20 protein-coding genes are annotated in these 20,294 nt (G+C 36.8%); 16 read left to right on the forward strand and 4 right to left on the reverse strand.

Annotated elements, in window-relative coordinates; genetic code table 11:
* Nucleotides 1–155: 155 nt before the first annotated feature.
* From gyrB to dnaA, 4 genes are read right to left on the reverse strand one after another with little or no spacing between them, the layout of a single operon-like run.
* Nucleotides 156–2,600, reverse strand: a complete 2,445-nt coding sequence (gene gyrB / locus H4J76_RS06700) for a DNA topoisomerase (ATP-hydrolyzing) subunit B (protein WP_070375292.1) — start codon at nt 2,598–2,600, stop codon at nt 156–158.
* A gap of 10 nt (nt 2,601–2,610) precedes the next feature.
* Nucleotides 2,611–3,699, reverse strand: a complete 1,089-nt coding sequence (gene recF / locus H4J76_RS06705; protein WP_070375293.1) for a DNA replication/repair protein RecF — start codon at nt 3,697–3,699, stop codon at nt 2,611–2,613.
* Nucleotides 3,699–4,802 carry a DNA polymerase III subunit beta gene (dnaN, locus tag H4J76_RS06710; RefSeq protein ID WP_070375294.1) on the reverse strand — a complete coding sequence of 368 codons (1,104 nt, stop codon included), beginning with the start codon at nt 4,800–4,802 and terminating at the stop codon, nt 3,699–3,701. Before dnaN ends, recF begins: the two co-directional genes overlap by 1 nt.
* Nucleotides 4,803–4,844: 42 nt before the next feature.
* A complete protein-coding gene (gene dnaA / locus H4J76_RS06715) occupies nt 4,845–6,200 on the reverse strand; it encodes a chromosomal replication initiator protein DnaA (protein ID WP_070375295.1) in 1,356 nt (451 codons plus the stop codon).
* A gap of 475 nt (nt 6,201–6,675) precedes the next feature.
* Here dnaA and rpmH point away from each other — a divergent pair, with 475 nt between their 5' ends.
* The 16 genes from rpmH (at nt 6,676) to atpA (ending at nt 20,282) form a co-directional block, all read left to right on the forward strand.
* Nucleotides 6,676–6,810, forward strand: coding sequence for a 50S ribosomal protein L34 (rpmH, locus tag H4J76_RS06720; protein WP_070375296.1), 135 nt, complete (start codon nt 6,676–6,678; stop codon nt 6,808–6,810).
* 40 nt (nt 6,811–6,850) lie between these two features.
* Nucleotides 6,851–7,207, forward strand: a complete 357-nt coding sequence (rnpA, locus tag H4J76_RS06725; protein ID WP_070375297.1) for a ribonuclease P protein component — start codon at nt 6,851–6,853, stop codon at nt 7,205–7,207.
* Nucleotides 7,174–7,422, forward strand: coding sequence for a membrane protein insertion efficiency factor YidD (yidD, locus tag H4J76_RS06730; protein WP_070375298.1), 249 nt, complete (start codon nt 7,174–7,176; stop codon nt 7,420–7,422). The genes rnpA and yidD overlap by 34 nt, the downstream gene beginning before the upstream one ends.
* 6 nt (nt 7,423–7,428) lie before the next feature.
* Entirely contained in the window at nt 7,429–9,066 is a 1,638-nt protein-coding gene (gene yidC, locus H4J76_RS06735) for a membrane protein insertase YidC (protein WP_182222564.1), read from the forward strand.
* A 101-nt stretch (nt 9,067–9,167) separates the two neighbouring features.
* Nucleotides 9,168–10,544, forward strand: a complete 1,377-nt coding sequence (mnmE, locus tag H4J76_RS06740; protein WP_182230301.1) for a tRNA uridine-5-carboxymethylaminomethyl(34) synthesis GTPase MnmE — start codon at nt 9,168–9,170, stop codon at nt 10,542–10,544.
* 39 nt (nt 10,545–10,583) lie between these two features.
* Entirely contained in the window at nt 10,584–11,027 is a 444-nt protein-coding gene (locus H4J76_RS06745; protein WP_182230302.1) for a flavodoxin domain-containing protein, read from the forward strand.
* 436 nt (nt 11,028–11,463) lie between these two features.
* Entirely contained in the window at nt 11,464–13,353 is a 1,890-nt protein-coding gene (mnmG, locus tag H4J76_RS06750) for a tRNA uridine-5-carboxymethylaminomethyl(34) synthesis enzyme MnmG (protein ID WP_182217500.1), read from the forward strand.
* Nucleotides 13,354–13,380: 27 nt separating this feature from the next.
* A complete protein-coding gene (gene rsmG, locus H4J76_RS06755; protein WP_182222561.1) occupies nt 13,381–14,013 on the forward strand; it encodes a 16S rRNA (guanine(527)-N(7))-methyltransferase RsmG in 633 nt (210 codons plus the stop codon).
* Between the two features lie 21 nt (nt 14,014–14,034).
* Entirely contained in the window at nt 14,035–14,832 is a 798-nt protein-coding gene (locus H4J76_RS06760; protein WP_070375304.1) for a ParA family protein, read from the forward strand.
* A 27-nt stretch (nt 14,833–14,859) separates the two neighbouring features.
* On the forward strand, nt 14,860–15,744 hold the full coding sequence (locus tag H4J76_RS06765) for a ParB/RepB/Spo0J family partition protein (RefSeq protein WP_182217502.1): 885 nt from the start codon (nt 14,860–14,862) through the stop codon (nt 15,742–15,744).
* Nucleotides 15,745–16,055: 311 nt separating this feature from the next.
* Entirely contained in the window at nt 16,056–16,451 is a 396-nt protein-coding gene (locus H4J76_RS06770; RefSeq protein WP_182217504.1) for an ATP synthase subunit I, read from the forward strand.
* 47 nt (nt 16,452–16,498) lie between these two features.
* Nucleotides 16,499–17,353 (forward strand): F0F1 ATP synthase subunit A, encoded by an 855-nt coding sequence (gene atpB, locus H4J76_RS06775; protein ID WP_182230303.1) that lies wholly within the window; start codon nt 16,499–16,501, stop codon nt 17,351–17,353.
* Between the two features lie 84 nt (nt 17,354–17,437).
* Nucleotides 17,438–17,665 (forward strand): F0F1 ATP synthase subunit C, encoded by a 228-nt coding sequence (gene atpE / locus H4J76_RS06780; RefSeq protein ID WP_086745850.1) that lies wholly within the window; start codon nt 17,438–17,440, stop codon nt 17,663–17,665.
* 40 nt (nt 17,666–17,705) lie between these two features.
* Entirely contained in the window at nt 17,706–18,176 is a 471-nt protein-coding gene (atpF, locus tag H4J76_RS06785; RefSeq protein WP_070375308.1) for a F0F1 ATP synthase subunit B, read from the forward strand.
* Nucleotides 18,177–18,190: 14 nt separating this feature from the next.
* Nucleotides 18,191–18,724: a F0F1 ATP synthase subunit delta gene (atpH, locus tag H4J76_RS06790; RefSeq protein ID WP_070375309.1), complete on the forward strand. Its 534-nt coding sequence runs from the start codon at nt 18,191–18,193 to the stop codon at nt 18,722–18,724.
* Between the two features lie 16 nt (nt 18,725–18,740).
* Nucleotides 18,741–20,282 carry a F0F1 ATP synthase subunit alpha gene (gene atpA, locus H4J76_RS06795; RefSeq protein WP_070375310.1) on the forward strand — a complete coding sequence of 514 codons (1,542 nt, stop codon included), beginning with the start codon at nt 18,741–18,743 and terminating at the stop codon, nt 20,280–20,282.
* The last annotated feature ends 12 nt before the right edge of the window (nt 20,283–20,294 follow it).

The raw sequence follows: 20,294 nt of genomic DNA on the forward strand, positions 1-20,294 counted from the left end.
TATACCGATTGCATTATTATTAACCTAGTAACAAGTTAACAAACTTTGAGTTTTTACTCGGTAATCAATTTACTTTAGCTATTACCGTATTGCAGAATGTTAAAATGCCCAGATTTGATGTCCGGGCATTTATAATTTTAAAATAACGCGCTTAACTATATATCTAAGTTAGCTACATTTAACGCATTCGCTTCAATGAAGTTTCTACGTGGTTCAACATGATCACCCATTAATGTAGTGAACAATAAATCCGCGGCAATAGCATCTTCAATGGTAACTTGTAACATACGACGAGTTTCAGGATCCATGGTGGTTTCCCATAACTGGCTTGGGTTCATTTCACCCAATCCTTTATAACGTTGTATATACTGACCACGTTTAGATTCAGCCATTAACCATGTTAGTGCGTCTTCAAAAGTAGTAACCGTTTTAATTTTTTCACCACGTTTAACATAACCACCTTCTTCAATGAGACCATTGATAGCAGTATTTAAACCAAAAATAGTTTCAAATTCTTTTGAATGAATGAATTCATAACCACAATCATAAATATGATCAATACCATGTTGGCGAACGTTAAAACTTGGATAGTAGATATTTCTTTCTTGGTCATGCTTAATATCTGCAGAATAGATAGAACCATTACCATCTTGTTCGTCTAATTGTGCGACTAAGTCACCAACCCATGCTTCTACTAACGCTTTATCATGAAAATCAGTTTTAACAATTTCTCTGCTGTAGATCATTTTTTCTAATATATCAGCAGGTATTTGACGTGAAACACGCTTAATAATGTCATGCGTTTTACGATACTGTTTCACTAACTGTTCTAAAGCTAAGCCTGAAATAGCTGGTGCTGATTCATTAACATAAATCTCGGCACTATCTAGAGCTAACGTTGTTAAGTACTCTGTTAAGCCGTCATCATCTTTAATGTAACGCTCTTGCTTACCTTTTTTCACTTTATAAAGTGGTGGTTGAGCAATAAAGATATGACCACGTTCCATTATTTCTGGCATTTGACGATAGAAAAACGTCAGTAATAATGTACGTATGTGAGAACCATCGACATCGGCATCGGTCATAATGATGATACTGTGATAACGAAGTTTTTCTGGATTATATTCATCGCGACCAATACCACAACCTAAGGCGGTGATTAATGTTCCAACTTCTTGTGATGAAATCATTTTATCAAAACGTGCTTTCTCAACGTTAAGAATTTTACCTTTCAACGGTAATATTGCTTGGTTTCTACGATTTCGCCCCTGCTTGGCAGAGCCGCCAGCAGAGTCTCCTTCGACAATATATAGTTCAGAAAGAGCAGGATCTTTTTCCTGACAATCAGCTAATTTACCTGGTAAGCCAGCAATATCTAATGCACCTTTACGGCGCGTCATTTCACGGGCTTTACGAGCAGCTTCTCGCGCTCTAGCTGCATCAACAATCTTCATGATAATAGTACGAGCAACAGAAGGTTTTTCTAAAAGGTATTCACCAAGTTTTTCGCCCATCGCTTGTTCAACAGCTGTTTTTACTTCTGAAGATACCAATTTATCTTTGGTCTGCGATGAGAACTTAGGATCAGGAACTTTAACCGATATTACCGCGGTTAATCCTTCACGAGCGTCATCACCCGAAGCACTTGTTTCTGTGCTACCACCTTTCTTCGTTTTATTAAGGCCTTCTTTAACCATGTAACTATTTAGTGTACGTGTTAAAGCAGTACGGAAACCGCTTAAGTGAGTACCACCATCACGTTGAGGAATATTATTAGTAAAACAATGAATACTTTCTTGGAAACCATCATTCCATTGCATAGCAACTTCAACAATAATGCCGTCTTCACGCGCTAAATCAAAATAGAATATTTCTTCATTGACGGGTGTTTTATTGGTATTAAGGTAATCGACGAAAGCTTGAATACCACCATCAAATTTAAAATGGTCTTCTTTGCCTTTTTCACGTTCATCAATTAAACGAATTGAAATACCAGAGTTTAAGAAAGATAACTCACGGATACGTTTAACTAATAAGTCATAGTGAAATAAAATATCTGTGAAGGTATTTTCACTTGGCCAAAAACGTACTTCAGTACCTGTTTTATCACTAACACCAACTTCAGCTAAAGGAGCTTCAGCAACACCTTCGTGATATATCTGCTCAAATAATTTACCTGCTCGGCGAATATTCAGTTTTAGCTTACTACTTAAAGCATTTACTACAGAAATACCAACACCATGAAGACCACCTGAAACTTTATAGCCAGAATCTTCACCACCGAATTTACCACCAGCATGAAGTACTGTCATGATAACTTCAGCAGCAGAAATACCTTCTTCAGGGTGAATGTCAGTTGGAATACCACGACCATCATCTCTAACCGATACAGAGCCGTCTATGTGTATTTTAACAACAATTTCAGTACAATGACCTGCTAAGGCTTCATCGATAGAATTATCTAAAACTTCAAATACCATATGATGCAAGCCACTGCCATCATCCGTGTCACCAATGTACATTCCTGGTCTTTTACGTACAGCATCAAGTCCTTTTAGAACTTTGATACTGTCTGAGCCGTATTCATTTTCTACTGTCATAGCGTATAGCCTATTTACCTATTGCTGAGATTTGTCCATGTTTCACGTGAAACATCTTATAATTATTATCAGTAGGAACCAAGGGTTCTACTGCGATTTTATCAATTGCCGTGATGATAACTTGGCAGTCTAATTTATTTATCGCGTTGTTTAATAAGGTTCTAGAATTTAAATCTAGTTCCGCACCAACATCGTCAATTAATAAAATTGGTTTTACTCGCTTAACTTTTTCTATTAACTTAGCTTGCGCAAAAGTTAACGCCAGTAAAAACAACTTTTGTTGGCCACGTGATAACTGATTGTCGATCACCACATTACCCGTTAAAAATTTCACATCAAACTTTTGTGCACCGTATAAACTAAAGCCTGCTTTTTTTTCTCTCTCTCTATTTTGTAATAACACATCACTCAATGTTTTTTTACTATTCCAACCTTGGCTATAAGATATCGATATACCTTCAGCTAAACTAGGCAACATCAACTCTAACCAAGGTTGAAGCTCTAAAGAAAGCTCCTTAATATATTCGTCACGTAATTTTGCAACCCTTACCGATGCCTCGCAGAATACTTGGCTCCAATAATCTAAGGTATCAACATCAGACCTATTACGTAAACAAGCATTTCTTTGTTTTAGTATTCTTGAAAATTCTTTCCAACAATCTGAAAATGAATGTTTCACGTGAAACAATCCTAAATCAATGAAACGTCTTCTTTGTTTCGGTCCACCAAAAAATAATTTAAAACTTTCTGGTGTAATAACTTGTACCGCAATATTTATTGCTAATTGAGAAAGCTGTCTATGCTTTTCACCAGCAATTTTAATTTCTGTTAAGCCGGTAGCAAAATCTTTGGCAACACCTAACTGTAATCCTTTATCGTCTTTAGCACTAACAATGAATTTACTTTTATTGTGAGTGACTAAATTTTCAACTTGCGACGTTCTAAAAGACTTACCATGACCCAAGTAAAAAATAGCTTCAAGTAAACTGCTTTTACCACTGCCGTTATCACCGATAATAAAATTTATATTATCGTTTAATTCAATGGTATCTGCTGCTAAATTTCTAAAATCATAAGCGGTAAGTTTTTCTATACTCATTAAAGTCGCATTGGCATAACAACATAAATAGCTTCGTTACTTTCAGCACCTTCGATAACTACACTACTATTTGCATCGGCTAAAGTAAATTTAACCTCAGGCTCTTTTATTGCGTTTAGAACATCTAGAACATAATTTACGTTGAAACCTATTTCAACTTCCTCGTAAGGAAAATCAATTTCTAATATTTCTTCGGCTTGTTCTTGTTCAGGGTTATTAGCGGTAATTTTTAATTCGTGTTTAGAAAAATTAAGACGGACACCTTTAAACTTATCATTAGATAATATCGAAGCGCGGGATAATAATTGTCGTAAATTTTCTTTACTGGTGTTGAGTACTTTATCACCATTGCGTGGTAAAACACGACGATAGTCAGGAAAACGACCATCAACTAATTTACTGGTAAATGAAAAGCCACTATCAATAATACGAATATGATTTGAGCCTAAAAAGACTTGAACGTTTTCTTCGACTGGGTCAAGTAAACGAATAATTTCTAAGATACCTTTACGAGGCACAATAACTTGTCTAGACGGCAGTGTTAATTCATTTGACGAAATTTTACATATCGCTAAACGGTGACCGTCAGTAGCTACAGAGCGAATTTCGTTACCTTCTGTCTCTATAGACATACCGTTAAGGTAGTACCTAACATCTTGATTTGCCATAGAAAAATGAGTGCTTTCTATTAATCGAAGCAAGTCAGATTTAAATATTTGAAATTCAACATCACCTTTCCACTCTTCTATATTAGGAAAGTCAGCAGCAGGTAGCGTTGCTAAAGAATATTTACTTCTACCGGTACTGATAATGATTGCTTCATTATTCGATTCAAAAGATAACATTGAATCTTCGGGTAAACTTTTACAGATATCGAGAAGCTTGCGGGCGGGAATAGTAATTTTTCCATCCTCACCTTGGTTATCTATTTGCGTACTAGATACCATTTCAAGCTCTAAATCAGTGGCTGTTAACGTAAGTGACTGCCCACTTATATCTAAAAGAATATTACCAAGGATAGGTAATGTACTTTTACGTTCTACGGCACCAGAAACCAATAAAAGTGGTTTCAGTAATAATTCCCTATTTAATGAAAACTTCATTTATCTACCTATCTTTTTATGTACTTATTATTATAACGAAAGCTATGACGAAAGTGTTCTAGTTAAATTAGAATAATCTTCCTTAATGTCATGCGACTCTTCGCGTAACGCTTTAACTTTTCGACATGCATGGAGAACAGTCGTATGATCTCGCCCACCGTAGGCATCACCTATCTCAGGTAAACTATGATTAGTTAACTCTTTAGATAATGCCATTGCAATTTGTCTAGGTCTAGCAACAGATCTATTTCTACGTTTTGAAAGTAGATCCGCCACTTTAATTTTATAATATTCTGCAACAGTTCGTTGGATATTATCGATAGTAACTAACTTGTCTTGTAAGGCAAGCAAATCTCGTAATGCTTCTCGGACAAAATCAATAGTAATTGGCCGGCCGGTAAAATTAGCATTAGCAATAACGCGATTCAATGCGCCTTCTAACTCACGAACATTAGAACGTAAACGTTTAGCTATAAAAAACGCAACTTCATCAGCCAAATTAATATGACTTTCTTGTGCTTTACGCTTAAGAATGGCGACACGCGTTTCTAGTTCGGGTGGTTCTATTGCTATCGTTAATCCCCAACCGAAGCGAGATTTAAGTCTGTCTTCAACATCGACTTCTTTAGGATAACGGTCGCTGGTTAAAATAATTTGTTGATTGCCTTCAAGCAAGGCATTAAAAGTGTGAAAAAATTCTTCTTGGGTACGATCTTTACCGGCAAAGAATTGAATATCATCTATCAGTAATGCATCGACACTACGGTAGTAATGCTTAAATTTTTCCATCGCATTATTTTGTAACGCACGCACCATATCTTGAACAAAACGTTCAGAGTGCATATAGGCGATCTTTGCATTGGGTTTATTCAGTAAAATACCATTACCAACAGCGTGTAATAAATGGGTTTTACCTAACCCTGTACCGCCATAAATAAATAAAGGGTTATAAGCAGAACCAGGATTATCAGCAACTTGAGAAGCGGCAGCACGTGCTAATTGGTTAGACTTACCTTCAACGAAATTGTCAAAGGTATATTTAACTCTAACATTGGTCGTTTTAGGTAAATTACTTTGTGGCTCTTCTCGTTTTTTATTCGAGGTAACAAGTTGAGGAATAGTATTAATAATATTCTGAGAGCTACTTTGGTTTGGAATACTGCCAACATCAAACCTGAGTAAAGGAGGATTTGTACTTTCTTGCAAAGTGACCAATTCATTTATACGACTTACATACTTATCTCGAACCCAATCAAGCACAAAACGATTAGGCGCATATAAAGTCATGATATTATCGGCAACAACACACTGTAATGGACGTATCCACATACTAAATTGCTGTGCAGGCAATTCTTCTTGTAGAACTGAAAGGCATCGCTGCCAAAGTGAATGATCCAACCAAATGCTCCTGAAATTACGCTATCTTTTGTTAAATCATCTTTTAGCTAATATGACAAATAAAACAAAAGTCGGTAAATATGGTATTTTGTAATGTGTCTATTATCACCATAGTTATCCACAACATCAATATTGACTTTTAAATAGTTGCCCTTTTAGAGAAAATAAATAAAAAAAACCACACATAAGCAATTAAAACGGTCTTCTTAGACTAATTTACTGCTAAAATATCGTTTACATATTATTTAGCTATTAGTGGCAATTGCTTATATTATTATGGAAATTATTTGATCAAATGTTATAAAACTGTGGATATAAATAATTAACCTAAAGATCTATTAGGATCTTTTTAAAATAGATTACTATAAGCATTGACAACACCTGCTACAAACTATAAAATTCGGCCTCTTTTTTTAGAACCAGTGTGCTCAATACGGCTGTTTGCCAGGGCAACAACAACAGACGGATGAGCGTAATGAAAAGAACATTTCAACCTAGTGTATTAAAGCGTAAACGCAACCACGGTTTCCGTGCACGTATGGCTACAAAAAACGGTCGTGCAGTAATTTCACGTCGTCGTGCGAAAGGCCGTAAAAGCCTTAGCGCATAATCTCTTCTTTAATCTTTAATTAAGAGATATTTTAACCATCATGGTTAATTATGAATTTAATCGGGAGTCACGCTTGTTGACTCCCGGTCACTTTCAATCTGTATTTTCTAAACCTCTTCGTTTCGGCTCTAGCCACATAACCATTCTTGTTAGTCCAAATATTGATGAACGTAATCGTTTAGGCTTAGCTATTGCTAAAAAACGCGTTAAATTAGCTGTTCAGCGAAATCGTATTAAACGTCAAATCAGAGAAAGCTTTCGACTCAATCAGCACGACTTACCTAACATCGATATGGTTGTAATGGTAAAGTCTGGTACTGATCAGTTAGAAAATGCCGAAATAAGAAAACAATTAGAAAAAATATGGCGAAAGATAATTCAGCGGCACAACAGCTAGCCATAGCTCTTGTAAAAGCTTACCAGCGCTGGCTTAGTCCACTACTGGGTAATAACTGCCGATTCCATCCAACTTGCTCTTTTTATGCTGTTGAAGCGATAAATCGCTTCGGTGTGATAAAAGGTTGTTGGTTAGCAGCCAAACGTATACTAAAATGCCACCCATTAAACGCGGGTGGATTAGATCCCGTGCCACCATCAAAAGAAGAGAAATAATAAATTATGGAATCTCAACGCAGTTTTCTTTTTATTGCGCTTATGGTTGTTACTTATTTGCTATTCACTGAATACCAAAAAGATAATGCACCCGTAGTAGCTCAAACAACAATGACTCAAACATCTGATCAAATTGCTACCGGCAATGGAGATTTTGTTCCTGAATCATCAAGCTCAGCAATGCCAATGTCAGCGCCTACTAAAGCAAAAGAACAAGTCATTACAATTAATACTGACGTGTTAATAGTAAAAATTGCGACTAGCGGTGGTGATATCATTGATGCGAAATTAGTCAAATTTAATACCGAACAAGGAAACGATATTCCTTTTACCGTTTTGCAAAACGGTAGCCGTAAATACATCGCACAAAGTGGTTTAATAGGCGCGCAAGGCATAGATAAAGTGTCCGGACGTCCTATTTACCAAACGAGTAGCAAAAACTACCAGTTAGAAGGCGATGATCCATTAATCGTTGATTTACAATATACTGCTGAAAATGGCTTAAACGTAACAAAGCGTTTTACATTTACAAAATCAGACTACAGCGTAAATGTTGAATATATTATAAACAACACTGCAACTACCGCTGCTACCGTTCAAATGTACGGACAACTAAAACAGTCTACTTTAGTGGAAAGTGGCAGTTCATTAATGCCTACGTATCGTGGTGCAGCCTATTCGACAACTGAAGATCGCTATGAAAAATACGATTTTGGTGACATTGAAGAAAAAAGATTAAATGTAGCTACTGCTGGTGGATGGGTTGCAATGCTTGAACATTATTTTGTTTCCGCATGGGTACCGAGTCTAACTGCCGATAACAATATTTATTCAAGTTATTCTGCTAACAATGAAGCAGTTATTGGGTTTAAGTCACCATCTGTGACTATTCAACCAAATAGCCAAGCGACAACCTCAGCTATTTTTTATGTTGGTCCTAAGGATCAATATAAGCTTGATGAGATAGCGCCAAACTTAGGGTTAACTATAGATTACGGCTTTTTATTCATGATCAGTAAGCCACTATTTTGGTTATTACTTCAAATTCAGTCTTTAGTTACTAACTGGGGTATTGCGATTATTGTAATTACCTTAGTCGTTAAGGGTGCTATGTATCCATTAACAAAAGCACAATACACCTCAATGGCTAAGATGCGTGAACTTGCGCCTAAAATGGCACAGTTAAAAGAACGCTTTGGTGATGACCGTCAGAAAATGTCACAAGCTACCATGGAAATGTACAAAAAAGAAAAAGTGAACCCAGCCGGTGGTTGTTTACCAATGATCATTCAAATGCCAATATTCTTAGCATTGTATTGGGTATTTTTAGAAAGTGTTGAACTACGACATGCACCGTTCTTTTTCTGGATAGAAGATCTTTCTACTATGGACCCTTACTTTATATTACCGGTATTTATGGGTGTAAGTATGTTCGTTATGCAAAAAATGCAACCGATGACGATACAAGATCCGATGCAACAGAAAATAATGCAATACATGCCAGTGGCATTCTCTGTATTTATGGCTTGGTTCCCATCAGGTTTAGTACTTTACTGGTTTGTCAGTAACATGATTTCAATTGCTCAAATGAAAATTATTTTCAGTGGTATTGAAAAAGCTAAACTAGCCAAAGCTAAAGATTAATTTCTACAGCGTAAAATTATTAAAGGCGGCCTATTAGGTCGCCTTTTTTATTTCCAGTGAAAAATGTTTATAATAGCTAAGCTATTATCTAGGAAATGATTATGACCGAAATTTTATATCAAAAAGAAACCATTGCCGCACAAGCTACTGCACCTGGTAGAGGTGGCGTTGGTATTATCAGAATATCTGGACCTGAAGTTAAGAGTGTTGCTCAGGCTATTTTGGGCAAGATACCTGAAATTAGAAAAGCTGAGTATTTACCCTTTAATGATGCTAACCAGCAAACGCTCGATCAAGGCATTGCCTTATATTTTAAAGCGCCCCACTCATTTACTGGTGAAGATGTCCTTGAATTGCAAGGACATGGTGGACCCGTGATTTTAGATATGCTGTTAAAAGAAATTTTAGCACTACCTAAAGTACGTATGGCAAAACCCGGTGAATTTAGTGAGCAGGCATTTATTAATGACAAATTAGATTTAACACAAGCTGAGGCCATCGCTGATTTAATCAACTCGAGTTCAGAGCAAGCGGCTCGTTGTGCATTACATTCACTACAGGGTGATTTTTCTAAGCTTGTTAATCAACTTGTCGAAAGTACTATTCATTTAAGAATGTATGTTGAAGCCGCAATTGATTTTCCTGAAGAAGAAATAGACTTTCTTGCTGATGAAAAAGTTGTTGGCGATCTGAAAAAAATCATAAGTCAGGTAGAAAAGGTTCAAAGCCAAGCCCATCAGGGCAGTATTATTCGTGAAGGAATGCGCGTAGTTATCGCTGGACGACCTAATGCCGGTAAATCAAGCTTGTTAAATGCATTAAGCGGACGTGAAGCAGCTATTGTCACAGATATAGCAGGAACAACACGAGATGTCCTTACAGAGCAGATACACATCGATGGTATGCCACTGCATATTATTGATACGGCCGGCCTACGTGAAAGTAACGATCAAGTAGAGCAAATTGGTATTGAACGCGCTTGGCAGGAAATAAATCAAGCAGATAGAGTGCTTCTTATGATCGATGCTTGTGATGATAATAATGATGATCCACAGAAATTATGGCCAGAATTTTTTGCCAAACTTCCCAAAAATATTGGTTTAAGCATTATTAAAAACAAAGCAGATATTAAGGGCATAGCGACCGGTTTATCGGCGACTAATGATATTCCTACGGTAACCTTATCGGCAAAAAATGGTGATGGCATAGCAGAGCTCAAAGACCATTTAAAAAGTATTATGGGCTATCAGGGCAGTACCGAAGGAGGATTTATGGCAAGGAGACGACATTTAGCCGCATTAGAACAAGCTCACCATCATTTAATTATTGGTTTAGAACAGCTTGAATCTTATGTCGCAGGAGAAATTCTTGCTGAAGAGTTACGTTTATGTCAGATAGAACTCAATAAAATAACTGGTGAATTTACCAATGACGACTTATTAACAGAGATATTTTCGTCTTTTTGTATCGGAAAATAACGCTAAATACCACTTTAAATTTAAGAAAAAAGGGACAAAATGAGCTCATTTCAAATCATTGTTGGCAGTATGTTAGGTGGATCTGAGTATGTTGCTGAAGCCTGTGAAGAGACATTATTGGCACTAAATCACCAAACAACTCTTCACTTGCAGCCCGAATTTGAACAAATAATAGCCGATAATCAAACTTGGCTAATTTGTACATCGACTCATGGTGCTGGAGACTTTCCTGACAACATTCAAAAATTTGTTGAAGATCTTAAAAATAGCACTATAGATCTATCCCCAGTTAAATTTATGATCATAGGTTTGGGTGATTCAAATTATGATACCTTTTGTAAAGCCGCTAAAGATTTTCAAAAGTTATTACTATCAAGGGGTTGCAATGAAATAGTCGTGATCAAAACCTTAGATATGAGTGATGAAATAGATCCAGAGGATCTTGCTCAGCGTTGGTTAGAAACTAATAAAGATCTTTTATAAAGATCTTACTCATAAGTTATCAACAAAACTGTCCCCTACAACAACCATCTGTGGATAAGTCTGGGTAAAAGCTATTAATTTCTTATTATTATTCAGTGTATAGAATTCTAATTTATTTAGCTTGTGGATAACTAGCCATTTTGATCATAGGTTTAAAACCCTTTGATCAAAGTTTGATCACAGTGTTATGATCGTACTAATGAACTGTTATTTATAAGAAAAAAGGACTTATCAACAGAAAATGGCTTTACTAATAAGTAATAGTAATAAGATCTCTTTAAAGATCTTATATATTATAAGAAGGATCACACTCAGATCTTTTTAGTCATTTGATCATTCCCCTCATCGCAAAAAAGCGCTAAAATACGTTCCCTAATTTTTGAATAACAAATTATTCATAAAAATATTTTTAACGTTTAATCAAGGCCTGAAATTTATGTGGTACCAAGAATCTTATGACGTAATCGTAGTGGGTGGTGGTCATGCCGGAACTGAAGCATGTCTTGCAGCAGCACGTATGGGTTGTAAAACATTATTGTTAACGCATAACATCGACACCTTAGGTCAAATGTCATGTAATCCAGCCATTGGCGGAATTGGCAAAGGACATCTTGTTAAAGAAATTGATGCCTTAGGCGGATTAATGGCAACGGCTACAGACCATGCTGCAATTCAATTTAGAACATTAAATGCCAGTAAAGGTCCTGCTGTTCGTGCTACACGAGCACAGGCTGATCGAATTTTATATCGCTCGTATGTTAGAAGTCATTTAGAAAATCAAGAAAATCTTACTATTTTTCAACAACCTTGTGACGATCTTATTCTAGAAAATAATAGAATTGTCGGTGTATCTACACAAATGGGATTGAAATTTAAAGCGAAGTCCGTTGTTTTAACCGTTGGCACATTTTTAGCAGGACAAATTCATATCGGTTTGAATAATTACCAAGGTGGCCGAGCAGGAGATCCTGCAAGTGTAAATTTAGCAAAAAATCTACGTGATATGCCATTTCGAATGGATCGTTTAAAAACAGGTACCCCACCTCGTTTAGATGCACGCAGCTTAGATTTTACTAAAATGGAGCAACAACCAGGCGATGATCCTCGACCGGTATTTTCATTTATGGGATCAAGAGATGATCATCCAGCTCAAGTACCTTGTTACATTACCCATACCAACAGTAATACCCATGATATTATTAGAAATGGTCTCGATAGATCGCCAATGTACACTGGCGTTATTGAAGGCGTTGGACCAAGATATTGTCCTTCAATAGAAGATAAAATAACTCGCTTTGCAGATAAAGATTCTCATCAAATATTTGTTGAACCTGAAGGGTTAACAACCCATGAAATATATCCTAACGGTATATCAACAAGTTTGCCTTTCGATGTTCAAATGGCATTAGTACGTTCAATCAAAGGTTTTGAAGACGCTCATATCACTCGACCGGGCTACGCTATTGAATATGATTACTTTGATCCTCGCGATTTGAAACAAACCCTTGAAAGTAAATTTGTTGAAAATTTATATTTTGCTGGACAAATTAACGGTACGACTGGTTATGAAGAAGCTGGAGCTCAAGGGCTATTAGCGGCGACGAATGCTGCAGCTCGAGTACAAGGAAAAGAAGAACTTATTTTAGGCCGCGATGAAGCTTACATGGGCGTATTGGTTGACGACTTAGCGACGCTAGGCACTAAAGAACCTTACCGTATGTTTACTTCACGTGCTGAATACCGATTATTGTTACGCGAAGATAACGCTGATATCAGATTAACAGAAAAAGGTTATAAACTGGGCTTAGTTGATGAAGCTCGCTGGAAAGCCTTTAACGAAAAAATAGAGATGGTTGAACTAGAGCGTCAACGCTTAAAAACAACCTGGATCCAAAAAGATCACTCTGGCGTAGATCAAATCAATGAGCTACTTAAAGCCGATATCAGTCGAGAAAATAGTTTAGAAGATCTGATCAGACGCCCTGAAGTTCGTTACGATGATTTAATGAAAATAGAAGGTTTAGGACCGGCAATTACAAATAAACAAGCTGCAGAGCAAGTTGAAATTCAAATTAAATATGCAGGTTATATTGATAGACAACTTGATGAAATATCAAAAAAGAAACGACACGAAAATACGCTGATCCCACTAGATTTTGATTTTACCCAAATATCGGGTTTATCAAATGAAGTTGTGGCAAAATTAAGTGATTCACGACCTGAAACAATTGGCAAAGCATCACGTATATCCGGTATTACACCAGCAGCGATATCGTTATTATTGGTTTATCTTAAAAAGCATGGTTTGTTACGTAAGATTGCCTAATTAAAATTATTAAAACGCGAAAAAAAAATGACACTTAAAACTGAACTAACATTACTCATTGATAAAAGCGAATTAACACTCGATGAAGCACAAATAGATTTATTAATTCAATATGTTGAATTGTTAGATAAATGGAATAAGGCTTATAACCTAACATCTGTCCGTAATACCAGTGATATGCTGGTTAAACATATAATGGATAGCCTAATGGTAGGCAAAGAGTTAAAAGGTCAATCATTTATTGATGTAGGTACAGGACCAGGTTTACCAGGTATACCGCTAGCTATTTTATACCCTGAAAGAAATTTTGTTTTATTGGACAGTTTAGGTAAAAGAATCACTTTCTTACGACAAGTGGTTTTTCAACTAAAGCTCAAGAATGTCACACCAGTGTTATCCAGGGTTGAAAAATATCAACCTGATGAACTCTTTGATGGTGTGTTAAGTCGAGCATTTGCATCACTTGAAGATATGGTCAATTGGTGTCAACATCTGATTGCGGATGAAACGGGGCGATTTTATGCACTAAAAGGTCAATTTCCCCGCGAAGAAATAGAACAATTACCAGAACATATAAAGTTTGTAGACAGTAGCGAAATAATCGTGCCTAATTTACAAGGCGAACGCCATGTTATTAAACTAAAAAAAATAATAATATAATAAAATACTTTCGAGGTCATTGTGGGAAAAATCATTGCGGTTGCTAACCAAAAAGGTGGGGTTGGTAAAACAACAACATCTGTTAATTTAGCTGCCTCACTAGCAGCAACCAAACGAAAAATATTATTAATTGATTTAGACCCTCAAGGCAATGCCACTATGGGCAGTGGAATCGATAAGTATGAAGTACACGCAACATGCTATGAATTACTTGTCGAACAAAAGTCTTTCGAAGAAGTGGTATGTCGAGAAACGTCAGGTTTATATGATTTAATTGCCGCCAACACTGATGTTACTGCTGCTGAAATCAAATTAATGCAAGTGTATTCTCGAGAACATCGTCTAAAAAATGCCTTAGCCCCTATTCGCGATCAATATGATTATATTATAATTGACTGCCCTCCTTCATTGAATATGCTGACAGTGAACGCCATGACTGCTGCTGATTCGGTGTTGGTGCCCATGCAATGTGAATACTATGCATTAGAAGGCTTAACAGCACTTATGGACACAGTTTCGCAGTTAACATCGGTAGTGAATGCTGACTTACACATAGAAGGCATTTTGCGAACGATGTACGACCCCCGTAACCGATTAGCTAATGATGTCTCAGAACAATTGAAACGTCATTTTGGTGATAAAGTTTACCGAACCGTAATTCCACGTAATGTCCGTTTAGCTGAAGCACCCAGTTTTGGCTCACCAGTAATGTATTACGATAAGTCATCAACTGGTGCAAAAGCGTATTTAGCACTTGCCGGTGAAATATTACGTAAAGCAGAACAAAAAAAACAAAAACCTGAAAAAACAATTGATTAACTATTTAGATAAACCCGAAGGAAAATTATGAGTCCAGCAAAACGTAGAGGCCTAGGTCGTGGCCTTGATGCATTATTAACATCAAATAAAGAAACTGATGATGCGACTCAACGTAATTTATCTTCTAATCAAGACAGTGAATTACAATATTTACCCATAGAGCAATTACAACAGGGTAAATACCAACCCCGCAAAGATATGTCGGCTGAGGCTTTAGAAGATTTATCAAATTCTATTCTTTCTCAAGGAATTATACAGCCAATTGTTGTTCGAAATATTAGTGAAAACAATTATGAAATAATTGCTGGCGAGCGTCGATGGCGAGCCGCGCAATTAGCTAAAATGGACAAGGTTCCTTGTTTAATTAAAAATGTACCCGATGAAGCTGCAATCGCTATTGCCTTAATTGAAAACATTCAGCGTGAAGATCTTAATGCAATGGAAGAAGCTATTGCATTAGAGCGTTTATTAACAGAATTTGAGTTAACGCACCAAGAAGTAGCCAATGCGGTGGGTAAATCTAGAACGACTGTTTCTAATCTACTGCGTTTAAATAATCTCAACGAAGACGTTAAGACATTGCTAGAACACGGTGATATCGAAATGGGACATGCACGTGCGTTACTAGCATTAGAAAAAGACATACAAAGTAATGCGGCTAGAACTGTTGTTGCTAAAGATTTAACCGTTCGTGAAACAGAAGCGTTAATTAAAAAGATACAAGCACCAGAGAAGGTGATTGAAGAAAAAGAAAAAGACCCAGATACTAAAAGTTTAGAGCAAAATTTATCAGAAAGATTTGGTTCACAGGTGACAATTGCTCATAACAAAAAAGGTAAAGGAAAATTGGTTATCTCCTACAGCGACCTATCTGAGCTTGATAGTATTATTTCTCGCTTCAACTCTTATTAGATTACGCGCATATTATATTTAAGGTAGTTAACGGGTAATAATAAAAAATATTGTTTATTACCCATTAACCAGGATAAAAAATAAGTTTTATTTAACTATTTTATCTTTAGTTATGTCATTCAAAGGTAACGTTTTCATTTTCGATTAAAGCTTTCTAAATTTAGTGTTAAATTTTGTACATATTGGGGCAATCAACGCCCTATTTTGTTGCATTAGTGCTGTAATTAAGTATACTTGCGACGACTTTTTTAAAGTTAAAGTATTAACTTTAAAAAATACTATGACTACGAAGCATTACGTTGGAGACCGCAGTGGCGAAAGGTTATCAAAATTTATTAACTACGCCTGGTCGAAAATTAGCGTCGAGACAAATCGGTATAATGACAATGTTGGTCGTTATATGCGCGGTAATAACATATTTCAATTGGGGACTCTTATACGCTTACTCTTTACTTGTAGGTGGAGTAGTGGTGATAGTTCCTAATATTATTTTCGCTTATAAAGCATTTAAGTATGCAGGTGCAAATGCCTCAAGAAAGGTTATGGAATCTTTTTATACCGGCGTAAAATTAAAAATGCTCTATACAGCGTTATTATTCGCGCTAGTATTTAAATTTTTAGTGATTTCACCCTTAATATTTTTAAGCACATATTGTGTGGTGGTGTTTTTAACATTACTACTGCCAGTTTTTTTAACTGAACGTTAATTCACTGGCGATAAAGATTTATAAACTTTAACTTTTGGGATAATAAAATGGCAGAAGAAGTCACCTTATCAAGCCATATCCAACACCATTTAACTAATGCAAAAATGTGTACAACCGATACTGGTTTAGCATTTAATAAAGCATGTAGTGACAGTGGGTTTTGGACATGGCATATAGATACACTAGCATGGTCAATTGGCCTAGGTATGCTGTTTTTGTGGACTTTTCGCAAAGCTGCTAAAGGAGCTACTGTAGGTGTTCCTGATAAATTTCAATGTTTTATTGAAATGGTTGTCGAGTTTGTCGGTGACAACGTTAATAAAACGTTCCAAGGAAAAAGTACATTAATTGCACCATTAGCCTTAACGATATTTGTTTGGGTCTTTTTAATGAACTTAATGGACTTAATTCCAGTTGATTTCTTACCTGCATTTGCTGGTTTTGTCGGTGAAACTGCTTTCGGCATGGACAGTCACGATGTCTACATGAAAGTTGTACCAACAACAGATATTAATTTAACGGCTGCTCTAGCACTTGGCGTATTTTTATTGATGATTTTTTATTCAATAAAAATAAAAGGTCTTGGCGGTTTTGTTAAAGAATTAACCTTGCACCCGTTCAACACCAAAAACAAGTTAGCGATGGTATTTTTGATCCCTTGTAATTTATTACTTGAAACCATTGCTCTTATTGCTAAGCCATTTTCGTTAGCACTACGTTTGTTTGGTAACTTATATGCAGGTGAATTAATATTCATCTTAATTGGCGCTGTTGGTTTGATGCAGCTTCCATTGCACTTTGTCTGGGCTGTATTCCATATATTAGTTATCGTATTGCAAGCATTCGTCTTTATGATGCTAACAATCGTTTACTTAAGTATGGCGAGTTCTGATAATCATTAATTTTTAACCTTTAACCTTAACTTTAACTTTAACTTTAACTTTACAATTAAAACTTTGGAGAAAAAAATGGAACAAATATTAACAATGCCTGAAGCGATTAAGTTTATCGCAGTTGCTTTACTAATCGGTTTTGGTGCTATTGGTACTGCAATTGGCTTTGGTAACATGGGTGGTAAATTCTTGGAAGCGTGTGCACGTCAACCAGAACTAGCTCCTTCACTACAAGTGAAAATGTTTATTTTAGCTGGTTTAATCGATGCCGTTGCTATGATCGGTGTTGGTATCGCGATGGTATTATTGTTTGTACTTTAATTTCATTATTTGAACAGCTTACTATTAAGGAGGAGCGGTTGTGAATTTAAACGCCACTCTAATTGGTGAATTAATAGCATTCGTTGTTTTTGTTTGGTTCTGCATGAAATATGTATGGCCACCATTGAACGATGCTATTGAAGCTCGCCAGAAAAAGATCGCTGATGGACTTGCTGCTTCAGACCGTGCTGCAAATGATCTTGAGCTTGCTCAAGAAAAAGCTACTGCTCAACTTAGAGAAGCTAAGTCACAAGCTGCCGAAATTATCGAAGCAGCGAAAAAACGTGAAACGCAAATAGTTGAAGAAGCTGCAGTAAAAGCTCAAGCTGAGAAAGAAAAAATCTTAGCTACAGGTCACACAGAAATCGAAACTGAACGTAACCGTGTTAAAGAAGAATTGCGCAAACAATTTGCTATTCTTGCTGTCGCCGGTGCCGAGAAGATTCTTGAACGTTCTATTGATGCCGCCACACATAGTGACATCTTAGATAAATTCGTCGCTGAACTTTAAGAGGGAATAGAGCTATGTCTGAATTGACAACTGTCGCTCGTCCTTACGCTAAAGCAGCGTTCGATTTTGCTGTTGAAGCAAAGGCTATTGATAGCTGGTTATCACAGCTGACCTTTGCTGCTGAAGTTGCCAAAGATGAAACCATTAAAGGGGTTCTTTCTGGTGGTGCTTCAGTCGAGCAGGCACAAGCACTTTTTTTAAGTGTTTGTGGCGAGCAAATAGACAGTCAAGGCCAAAATTTCTTGAAAATAATGGCAGAAAACGAACGCTTGTTGGTGCTACCACATGTTTTGACGCAATTTTTAGCACTTAAAGCTGAATTTGAGCAAGAAGTTACTGTGGATGTAACCTCAGCTGTAGAAATTACAGCAGAGCAAAAAACAACACTTAGCGCCGCGCTTGTAAAGCGTTTGGCTCGAAAAGTAAAGCTTAATTGTATTGTCGATGCGACTATTATTTCAGGTTTAATTATTAAAGCTGATGACATGGTAATTGATGGCTCTATACAAGGTAAATTGAGCCGTTTAGCAACAATTTTACAATCCTAGAATAAGGGAAAAGAGCATGCAACTGAATTCCACTGAAATCGCCGAACTGATCAAAAATCGTATTGAACAGTTTGACGTTGTCAGCGAAGCTCGCAACGAAGGTACTATCGTTTCTGTAACTGACGGTATTATTCGTATACATGGCCTTGCTGATGTAATGCAAGGTGAAATGATCGAACTTCCTGGTAGCCGTTTTGCTATCGCGTTAAACCTTGACCGTGATTCGGTCGGTGCGGTAGTTATGGGTCCATACGCTGACTTAGCTGAAGGCGTAAAAGTTAAAAGTACTGGTCGTATTTTAGAAGTACCAGTAGGTCGTGGTTTATTAGGTCGAGTGGTTAACACTTTGGGTGAGCCTATTGACGGTAAAGGACCTATTGAAAATGATGGTTTTTCTCCTGTTGAAGTTTTAGCACCAGGTGTTATCGAACGTAAATCTGTTGATCAACCTGTACAAACAGGTATTAAATCAATTGATTCAATGATTCCAATTGGCCGTGGCCAACGTGAACTTATCATTGGTGACCGTCAAATTGGTAAGTCTGCCATCGCTTTAGATGCCATTATTAACCAAAAAGATACTGGTATTAAGTGTGTATATGTAGCAATAGGCCAAAAGGCTTCTACAGTTGCTAACTTAGTACGTTCTTTAGAAGAACACGGCGCGTTAGATAATACTATCGTTGTTGTTGCTGGTGCTTCTGAAGCTGCCGCACTACAGTACTTGTCAGCATATTCTGGCTGTACTATGGGTGAATACTTCCGAGATCGTGGTGAAGATGCATTAATCGTATATGATGATTTGTCTAAGCAAGCAGTTGCTTACCGTCAAATTTCATTACTTTTACGTCGTCCACCAGGTCGTGAAGCTTACCCAGGTGACGTTTTCTATCTTCATAGTCGTTTACTTGAACGTGCTGCTCGTGTAAACGAAGCATACGTAGAAAAGTTTACCAACGGTGCAGTTAAAGGTAAAACGGGTTCATTAACGGCTTTACCTATCATTGAAACGCAAGCGGGTGATGTATCTGCTTTCGTACCAACTAACGTAATATCAATTACTGATGGTCAGATTTTCTTAGAGTCTAACCTATTTAACTCAGGTATTCGTCCTGCTGTTAACGCTGGTATTTCTGTTTCTCGTGTTGGTGGTGCTGCGCAAACTAAGATCATCAAGAAGTTAGGTGGTGGTATACGTTTAGCCTTAGCACAATATGCTGAATTAGCTGCATTTGCTCAATTTGCTTCAGATTTAGATGACGCGACTCGTGCTCAATTAGAGCATGGACAACGTGTTACTGAACTGATGAAGCAAAAGCAATACAGTCCATTGTCAATTGCTGAAACAGCCGTATCGTTATTTGCTGCAGAAAAAGGTTACTTGAACGATGTTGAAATCGCTAAAGTGGTTGATTTTGAAGATGCATTACGCACTTACGTAAACAATGATCACGCTGAGTTGATGGCTACTATCAATGAAAAAGGCGACTATAACAAAGATATCGAGTCTGGTTTAGCGAAAGCGATTGAAGCTTTTAAAGCTACTCAAACTTGGTAATTTAGTTCACCT

Source organism: Colwellia sp. BRX9-1 (assembly GCF_014077195.1).
Taxonomy (GTDB): domain Bacteria; phylum Pseudomonadota; class Gammaproteobacteria; order Enterobacterales; family Alteromonadaceae; genus Colwellia_A.

Excerpts from the sequence above, each read along its gene's own strand:
- gyrB (WP_070375292.1), bottom strand. The coding sequence starts at position 2,600 with ATGACAGTAGAAAATGAATACGGCTCAGACAGTATCAAAGTTCTAAAA.
- recF (WP_070375293.1), bottom strand. The coding sequence starts at position 3,699 with ATGAGTATAGAAAAACTTACCGCTTATGATTTTAGAAATTTAGCAGCA.
- dnaN (WP_070375294.1), bottom strand. The coding sequence starts at position 4,802 with ATGAAGTTTTCATTAAATAGGGAATTATTACTGAAACCACTTTTATTG.
- rpmH (WP_070375296.1), top strand. The coding sequence starts at position 6,676 with ATGAAAAGAACATTTCAACCTAGTGTATTAAAGCGTAAACGCAACCAC.
- rnpA (WP_070375297.1), top strand. The coding sequence starts at position 6,851 with ATGGTTAATTATGAATTTAATCGGGAGTCACGCTTGTTGACTCCCGGT.
- yidD (WP_070375298.1), top strand. The coding sequence starts at position 7,174 with ATGGCGAAAGATAATTCAGCGGCACAACAGCTAGCCATAGCTCTTGTA.
- yidC (WP_182222564.1), top strand. The coding sequence starts at position 7,429 with ATGGAATCTCAACGCAGTTTTCTTTTTATTGCGCTTATGGTTGTTACT.
- mnmE (WP_182230301.1), top strand. The coding sequence starts at position 9,168 with ATGACCGAAATTTTATATCAAAAAGAAACCATTGCCGCACAAGCTACT.
- H4J76_RS06745 (WP_182230302.1), top strand. The coding sequence starts at position 10,584 with ATGAGCTCATTTCAAATCATTGTTGGCAGTATGTTAGGTGGATCTGAG.
- mnmG (WP_182217500.1), top strand. The coding sequence starts at position 11,464 with ATGTGGTACCAAGAATCTTATGACGTAATCGTAGTGGGTGGTGGTCAT.
- rsmG (WP_182222561.1), top strand. The coding sequence starts at position 13,381 with ATGACACTTAAAACTGAACTAACATTACTCATTGATAAAAGCGAATTA.
- H4J76_RS06765 (WP_182217502.1), top strand. The coding sequence starts at position 14,860 with ATGAGTCCAGCAAAACGTAGAGGCCTAGGTCGTGGCCTTGATGCATTA.
- atpB (WP_182230303.1), top strand. The coding sequence starts at position 16,499 with ATGGCAGAAGAAGTCACCTTATCAAGCCATATCCAACACCATTTAACT.
- atpE (WP_086745850.1), top strand. The coding sequence starts at position 17,438 with ATGCCTGAAGCGATTAAGTTTATCGCAGTTGCTTTACTAATCGGTTTT.
- atpH (WP_070375309.1), top strand. The coding sequence starts at position 18,191 with ATGTCTGAATTGACAACTGTCGCTCGTCCTTACGCTAAAGCAGCGTTC.
- atpA (WP_070375310.1), top strand. The coding sequence starts at position 18,741 with ATGCAACTGAATTCCACTGAAATCGCCGAACTGATCAAAAATCGTATT.